Source organism: Flavobacterium sp., assembly GCF_050696275.1.
Lineage (GTDB): Bacteria > Bacteroidota > Bacteroidia > Flavobacteriales > Flavobacteriaceae > Flavobacterium.
Genome location: NZ_JBOGUT010000055.1, coordinates 1 through 7,103, shown reverse-complemented (window position 1 = coordinate 7,103; position 7,103 = coordinate 1). Strand labels below are relative to the sequence as shown.

At 35.6% G+C, this 7,103-nt stretch carries 6 protein-coding genes; 4 read left to right on the top strand and 2 right to left on the bottom strand.

Going from position 1 to position 7,103, the window contains the following annotated elements; translation table 11 throughout:
• Nucleotides 1–258 precede the first annotated feature (258 nt).
• From mobA to ACRDEC_RS16740, 3 genes are all read left to right on the top strand, one after another.
• Nucleotides 259–696, top strand: a complete 438-nt coding sequence (gene mobA, locus ACRDEC_RS16750) for a conjugal transfer protein MobA (protein WP_431499518.1) — start codon at nucleotides 259–261, stop codon at nucleotides 694–696.
• A 1-nt stretch (nucleotide 697) separates the two neighbouring features.
• A complete protein-coding gene (gene mobB / locus ACRDEC_RS16745) occupies nucleotides 698–1,987 on the top strand; it encodes a conjugal transfer protein MobB (RefSeq protein ID WP_431499517.1) in 1,290 nt (429 codons plus the stop codon).
• Between the two features lie 263 nt (nucleotides 1,988–2,250).
• Nucleotides 2,251–2,619 (top strand): DoxX family protein, encoded by a 369-nt coding sequence (locus tag ACRDEC_RS16740; RefSeq protein ID WP_431499516.1) that lies wholly within the window; start codon nucleotides 2,251–2,253, stop codon nucleotides 2,617–2,619.
• Nucleotides 2,620–2,807: 188 nt separating this feature from the next.
• On the opposite strand, the gene ACRDEC_RS16735 is transcribed toward ACRDEC_RS16740, so the two are convergent.
• Entirely contained in the window at nucleotides 2,808–3,365 is a 558-nt protein-coding gene (locus ACRDEC_RS16735) for a hypothetical protein (protein ID WP_431499515.1), read from the bottom strand.
• 213 nt (nucleotides 3,366–3,578) lie between these two features.
• On the opposite strand from ACRDEC_RS16735, the gene mobC reads away from it, so the two are divergent.
• Nucleotides 3,579–5,603, top strand: coding sequence for a conjugal transfer protein MobC (mobC, locus tag ACRDEC_RS16730; protein ID WP_431499514.1), 2,025 nt, complete (start codon nucleotides 3,579–3,581; stop codon nucleotides 5,601–5,603).
• An 85-nt stretch (nucleotides 5,604–5,688) separates the two neighbouring features.
• On the opposite strand, the gene ACRDEC_RS16725 is transcribed toward mobC, so the two are convergent.
• The coding region (locus ACRDEC_RS16725; protein ID WP_431499513.1) for a ComEC/Rec2 family competence protein at nucleotides 5,689–7,103 on the bottom strand (1,415 nt) is incomplete at its 5' end.

The window sequence follows — 7,103 nt, the reverse complement described above, 5'->3', positions numbered from 1 at the left end:
ACTTTGCAAAAGGGATTTATCGACTGGGTTTATGAAAACACATGCCAACAAATCTGGCAGTATGCAGGACGGTGTCAAGCCGTTTTTCCCTGCTAACATTAATCCGCCTGGAAGGGCGGATTTTCCTTTCACCAGAAAGGAGCAAGTTGTGTTTTGAGCTGCTGGAAATGAATTCCGCTGCTCAAAACAACTTGCTCTGCCGAGAGCTGGAAAACATTCTCCAAAGTCGATGTTTTATAATATTATAATTGGATTTTTATGGACCAAAGTAATAACAGACCGTTGAGGAAATCAGGGCGCAATCCTAAAAAGGATCCTGCCGTTTTCCGTTATTCCATATCATTGAATACTGAGGAAAACGCCCGTTTTCTTTCTCTTTTTGAACAATCACAAATGAATGTAATGGCGCATTTTATTACTGCCTGTATCTTTCAAAAGACTATTAAGACCATCAAAGTAGACAAGGTTACAATGGATTATTATATGCGATTAACCACTTTGTATGGGCAATTCCGTTCCGTTGGAGTGAATTATAATCAGATTGTAAAGCTGCTTTATCGCAATTTTTCGGAAAAAAAAGCCAGTGCTTATCTTTATAAATTGGAAAAACAAACCGCTGAAATGGCAAAATTATGTCAACAAATTATATTGCTTACTGGAGAATTTGAAGTAAAATATTTAAAAAATAACGAGTAAAATGGTAGCTAAAATTGGCAGGGGACAAAATTTGAAAGGCGTACTTTCCTACAACCAGCTCAAAGTTGAGAAAGAAAATGCTGAGGTTCTCTTTACCCATAAGATATTGGAAACATCTGATGGTCATTATTCTGTCGCTCAAATGTTCCGCTCTTTTGAGCCATACCTGTTAGCTAATCGCAAAACCGAGAAAACAGTCCTGCATATATCCATCAATCCTGACCCTAAAGACAATGTCAGTGATGAAAAGTTTAATGTTATTGCTCAGGAATATATGCAAAAAATGGGATATGGCAAACAGCCTTTTGTTGTATTCAAACACACGGATATTGAGCGTACTCATATACATATTGTATCAGTTTGCGTGGATGAAGAGGGCAGGAAGATTTCAGACAGTTATGAACGAATGCGTTCCATGGATGTGTGTCGTGACTTAGAAAAAAAGTATGGATTGATAATACCTACAGAGAATAAGCAACAACAAAATAAGAAAACATTTAATCCCGTAGATTATAAAACCAATGACCTTAAAAGTCATATTGCCTCAGTTGTACGTTATCTCCCAAAATATTATCAGTTTCAAAGTTTAGGGGAATATAATGCGTTGTTATCCCTTTTCAATATTACTGTTGAAGAAGTGAAAGGAGAACTACACGGAAAATCCAAAAACGGATTAGTCTATTTTGCATTGAATGAAAGCGAAGAAAAAACTAGTAATCCATTTAAAGCCTCTCTTTTTGGAAAAACTGCTGGATACCAGCAGCTTCAAAATCATTTTGAAGAGTCTAAGACTGTACTCAAACAAAATGATAAAAGGCAACCAATCAAGACAACAATTGAAACAGCACTACAATCCACAACTAATGAACAAGATTTTAAAAAACAATTAACGGAAAGAGGGATTAGTATAGTTGTTCGCCGAAATGATACGGAGCGCATTTATGGTATTACCTTTGTTGACCATAATTCTAAAATAGTATGGAACGGCTCCCGTTTAGGAAAAGAATTTTCCGCCAATATTTTTAATGACCATTGGAATCATAATATCAAATCAGAAATGGAAGAAGCTGTTAGTCTTCAAACTAAAATAGCACAATCAAACAATATCGAGGTTTTATCGGTTGAAAAACTACATCATTTGTTCGACTTTCTAAATCTAGATAAGCATGAAGACGGTTTGATTGAAGCGTTGGGCAGTTTACTCCCCGAAGCAAAAGGAGAAGATTACGAGGAGATTGATTTTACCAACAAGATAAAGAAGAAAAGAAAACATAATAGAGGTCAGAAGTAATTTAAACCCTCCTTTTTGCTAAACTTTAATGAAATAAACTTTTCCTATCTTTGCATACTTTACCATTAATAAACCCATAAAATGGAAGATATCAATCTTTGGTTAAACCAACCGAAAAAAGATTAATCATAATTTAAAAATAAAGAGATTTTATTTAAACAAAATTTCTTGGAGAGCAGCCTTGAATTCTTTGATGGCATCAATTTTTATGCTCATCTATCAACGTTTTCAAAAACTTATTTTTAACTTTATAAAGAACAAAAATGAATACAATTTTGTGGATAATGCAGGGACTTCTTTCTGCTTTTTTCATTATGCCAGGTTATGGAAAAATTACTGGCAGCAAAGAAAAACACATCGCAGATGGGCATTTAAAATCTAACAATTCTATAATGCCAATCCGAATATTAGGGTTTCTTGAGCTATTAGGTTGTATTGGCATTATAATACCTTGGCTTACAGGTATTTTTCCGATTTTGACACCTATGGCAGCTACTTCCTTTTGCTTAATTATGGTAGCAGGTATGTTTGTTCACACTAGAAAGGAAGAATACAAAATGTTTCCAATGTTGATTTTAGTTTTTATTATATCAGCAGTTGTTGCATATTTTAGATTCACTGACTTGGCATAGCAATAAAAATTCCAGCCAGCGGTTTGGCGTTATTGGAACAAACGGAAGTACAATCATCGTACTTCCGTTTTTGCTTTCTTTGTGCCTGAAGTCTAAATTTGGTTTAGGAATAACTCATCAATAATATTGACAATAATATTGCAATCATTAGAACTATAATTATGATAAATATTATTTTTCGTTGCCAATTATGAAGATATTTTCTGTCCCCAAGCATAACTCCAGTGCAAAATCTTCGGTGCAGTTGGCGTCTTGAATTGATAAATATCATAAATGTATAATAAAGAAAGTACAAATGCCCCCCAACTAAGTCCAATACACAATATACCTTGTCGGTTTATTGGACTGAACATACTAACAACCACTGATTTTATTATAAATGCGGGAACAACACAGCATAATAACACACAGATTGCCCATGGTAATATCCAAAACTTATGGTTCTTAGCACGTAATCCAATGATGGCTCCTTTAAGAAAATAAATGATACAGAAAATGAGATAAGTAAATAGTGTAGCAACCCCTAAAATTTTAAATTTATTGGTTTCTTCTCCCCACATCTTTTGTGACAGTAAAAATCCGGCATAAAAGAAAATACCGAAAATAGCGGCCATTTTTAAGACCAAAATAAAAACCTCAACAATACCAAACATTAAGCCTGTTGCGGATTTACTTTCCTCATTTTTCCGGGATTCATATTCTTGCTCACTTTCATTTGGTTCAATATCAGGACTATAGTAATTCATATTATTTTTTCTTTAATGTTGATATTTAAATTGATGAGATACCCAAAATAATTTTCAGGACTATAAATTTAATAAAAAAAGTCATGTAGAACCTAAACCTGATTGGAACCACTTGAGCGCCAAACATTGCCGCACACCTCCAATGACTGCCACATTTTTATAGCCATGCTCCACAACTTTTAAATTCACGCCCGAACATTTAATAATTAGAAAATGCAGGGAGAAGACGATTTAAGAGGTCTGGCTAAAATAATGGCTTTTATGCGTTCAGTAAGCATATTATTGGTACTGATGCACTTTTATTGGTTTTGCTATGGGTTCTTTTTACAGCGGAGCTGGACACTGGATATCATCAATAAAATATTAGGTAACTTTCAGCGTACATCAGGCCTGTTTTCTCATATACTTTACACTAAAATTTTTGCTTTGGTTTTACTTGCCTTAAGCTGTTTGGGGACTAAGGGGGTGAAAAATGAAAAAATTACATGGCGCAAAATTTATACTGTTTTAACAATAGGTTTTGTGTGTTTTTTTCTCAATACAGCATTGCTTGAATTGTCCGCATCCATGGCTGCATCATTATATATTCTGACCACTTCATTAGGTTATATAACCTTAATGATAGCAGGAGTGTGGATGAGCAGGTTACTCAAAAACAACCTAATGGATGATGTCTTTAATACTGAAAATGAAAGTTTCATGCAGGAAACTCAGTTGATGCAAAATGAGTATTCTGTCAATTTGCCGACCAAATTCTGGTATCAAAAAAAAAAGCACAATGGCTGGATTAATATTGTAAACCCTTTCAGGGCGACTATCGTATTGGGAACACCCGGCTCCGGTAAATCCTATGCCATAGTAAATAATTACATTAAACAACAAATCGAAAAAGGCTTTTCGATGTATATCTATGATTTCAAGTTTGATGATCTTTCCACGATTGCGTATAACCATCTGTTGAAGCATACTGACAAATATAAAGTCAAACCAAAGTTTTACGTAATCAATTTTGATGACCCGAGAAGAAGCCACCGTTGTAATCCAATCAATCCCGATTTCATGACTGATATATCCGATGCTTATGAGTCAGCCTATACCATTATGCTGAACCTGAACCGTTCCTGGATACAGAAGCAGGGCGATTTTTTTGTGGAAAGCCCGATTATCCTTTTGGCGGCAATTATCTGGTTTTTAAAAATCTATGAAAATGGAAAATATTGCACTTTTCCGCATGCTATTGAACTACTCAATAAAAAGTATGCAGATGTTTTTACTATCCTTACTTCATACTCGGAATTGGAGAATTATCTTTCCCCGTTTATGGACGCATGGCAAGGCGGGGCACAGGACCAGTTGCAGGGACAGATTGCTTCGGCTAAAATTCCCTTATCAAGGATGATTTCTCCACAGTTGTACTGGGTAATGACAGGTGATGATTTTTCGTTGGATATTAACAACCCTAAAGAACCTAAAATACTCTGTGTGGGCAATAATCCGGATAGACAAAATATTTATTCCGCTGCCCTGGGATTGTACAATTCCAGAATTGTAAAACTCATCAATAAAAAAGGACAGCTCAAAAGTTCCGTAATCATAGATGAACTTCCAACTATATATTTTCGCGGACTGGACAACCTGATCGCCACAGCAAGAAGCAATAAGGTGGCAGTATGTTTAGGGTTTCAGGATTATTCGCAATTGACAAGGGATTATGGAGATAAGGAGAGTAAAGTAATTCAAAATACAGTAGGGAATATTTTTAGCGGACAGGTTGTGGGTGAAACGGCTAAAAGTCTTTCGGAACGTTTTGGCAAAATATTACAACGACGTCAAAGTATGACAATCAATAGGAATGATAAATCAACCTCCATTTCCACACAATTAGAAAGCCTTATACCCGCTTCCAAAATCTCTACCCTGACTCAGGGAATGTTTGTAGGTGCTGTTTCGGATAATTTTGATGAACGTATCGAACAAAAGATTTTTCATGCGGAGATTGTGGTAGATAATGAAAAAGTCGCTGCTGAAACCAAAACATATCAAAAAATCCCAGAGATACTTTCTTTCGTAAATGAACAGGGAGAAGATATGATGAAAGCTGAAATTGAAGCGAACTACAAACAAATTAAACAGGATATTATTACGATAGTGTCGGATGAAATCGAGCGAATTAAAAATGATCCGGACCTGCAACATTTGGTACCAAAGACCCAGGATAAAAAAAGTAAGGATGCATAGATTTAAAACAAGCGTAATCCATCAACAAAAAATGGACAGAGTACAGTTTGATTAAAACAGACAAAGGATAATTATATCTGGATTATTAAAATTTGTATATGAATTGATTGATACTGTTATCCCAGTGAAGTTCATGAATGTCCCAACTTCCTCTTGTTGCTGGTGCTTCGAGCTTTTGTGCAATAATTACTTTTTCGCCGTCGGTACGTACATTTATCATTCCGTAAACAGTAACAAGACGCTCCTTTGTAATAGATTTATCCGAAGATGAAGAAGCAGTTGATTTTATTTGCTTTAGAAACTCTGGGGTCGATCGTGATAGTTCTGTGGAAAATATTAATGCTCTTTCTCCCCGGCTATATTTTCCAATAGTGCCCAGTGTATCAGGTCGGGGATGGCAATGAGGCTCTTCATCACCGCTAGATATAATAGTTGCTAAAGGAAAGACGGCATTCATAAATTCACTTGTGAAATCCGAGCTACCATGATGACAGGATTTTGCAATATCGACCTGAAATGTTTGTCTAGCATCCTCTACAGCTATTTTTATAGACTCTTTAGCATTGTCTCTTACGGTTGGTGATTCTGATAAAAGTTTCTTTCTTAACGGTTCTAAATCAACACCTGTGTAGTGCTTTATGAGGTAATCTTCTGCCGGCTCATTCAGATCTCCTCCTAATAGAATCCTCATTTTTCCGATGGAGAGTTTTACAATAACAGAATGCCCATTTTTAGTTTTCCCTTTGTCGGATTTGAAAACAGGCAATGCTGGTTTTCCCATAATATTTGCCGCAACGGGACCCAGTAACTCCATAACTGCTGTTTGACTTCCTAAAGGAGAAAAGCCAGCACGTAGGCTTTGTTTTTCCGCATCTGTTTTTAAAAGCATATTAATATAATTTGCATTTAATTGCGGATTATCAGTTACTCTTTGTTTGAACTGTTCATTAGTATCACACAAATCAGTTATGTAGGGAATGGACTCATTTATAACTAAGGTGCCCAGGCTCGCTTCATCGCTACTTCCTTTTTCAATCATACCGTTATGATACACTTTTTTTATGGAGAAAGTTTTGCGTCCTTCCTTAGTATGTTCGAATATCTTTGTAAAGCCCATATAATGATCGTCATCTGAATGAGAAATCACTACTGTCATCGGAGGAGGAAAATTCCCTGTTTTTTTAAGATTATACCTCCATGTCAAAAAACGAAACATATTGTCTTTGGGGCCGGCATCAATAATATAATGGTCGTCTTCAGGTGTGACGATATGACATCCATCACCCTGTCCCACATCAACAAAATTCACTTCTAATATTTTATTATGCTGTATTTCAGAAGGTTTTATAAAACCATCTTTATTTCTGCCGTGTACCTTAAGATACTGAATACCTTTAATCTCTTCATAGATTGGTTGTCCCTGTGTATCAGTATATAAGCCGATCCAATCTCCAAAGAGTAATTCTTTGACCCATTTAAATTTTTTTTTACCTTTTTTAT

Excerpts from the sequence above, each read along its gene's own strand:
- mobB (WP_431499517.1), top strand. The coding sequence starts at position 698 with ATGGTAGCTAAAATTGGCAGGGGACAAAATTTGAAAGGCGTACTTTCC.
- ACRDEC_RS16735 (WP_431499515.1), bottom strand. The coding sequence starts at position 3,365 with ATGAATTACTATAGTCCTGATATTGAACCAAATGAAAGTGAGCAAGAA.
- mobC (WP_431499514.1), top strand. The coding sequence starts at position 3,579 with ATGCAGGGAGAAGACGATTTAAGAGGTCTGGCTAAAATAATGGCTTTT.
- mobA (WP_431499518.1), top strand. The coding sequence starts at position 259 with ATGGACCAAAGTAATAACAGACCGTTGAGGAAATCAGGGCGCAATCCT.
- ACRDEC_RS16740 (WP_431499516.1), top strand. The coding sequence starts at position 2,251 with ATGAATACAATTTTGTGGATAATGCAGGGACTTCTTTCTGCTTTTTTC.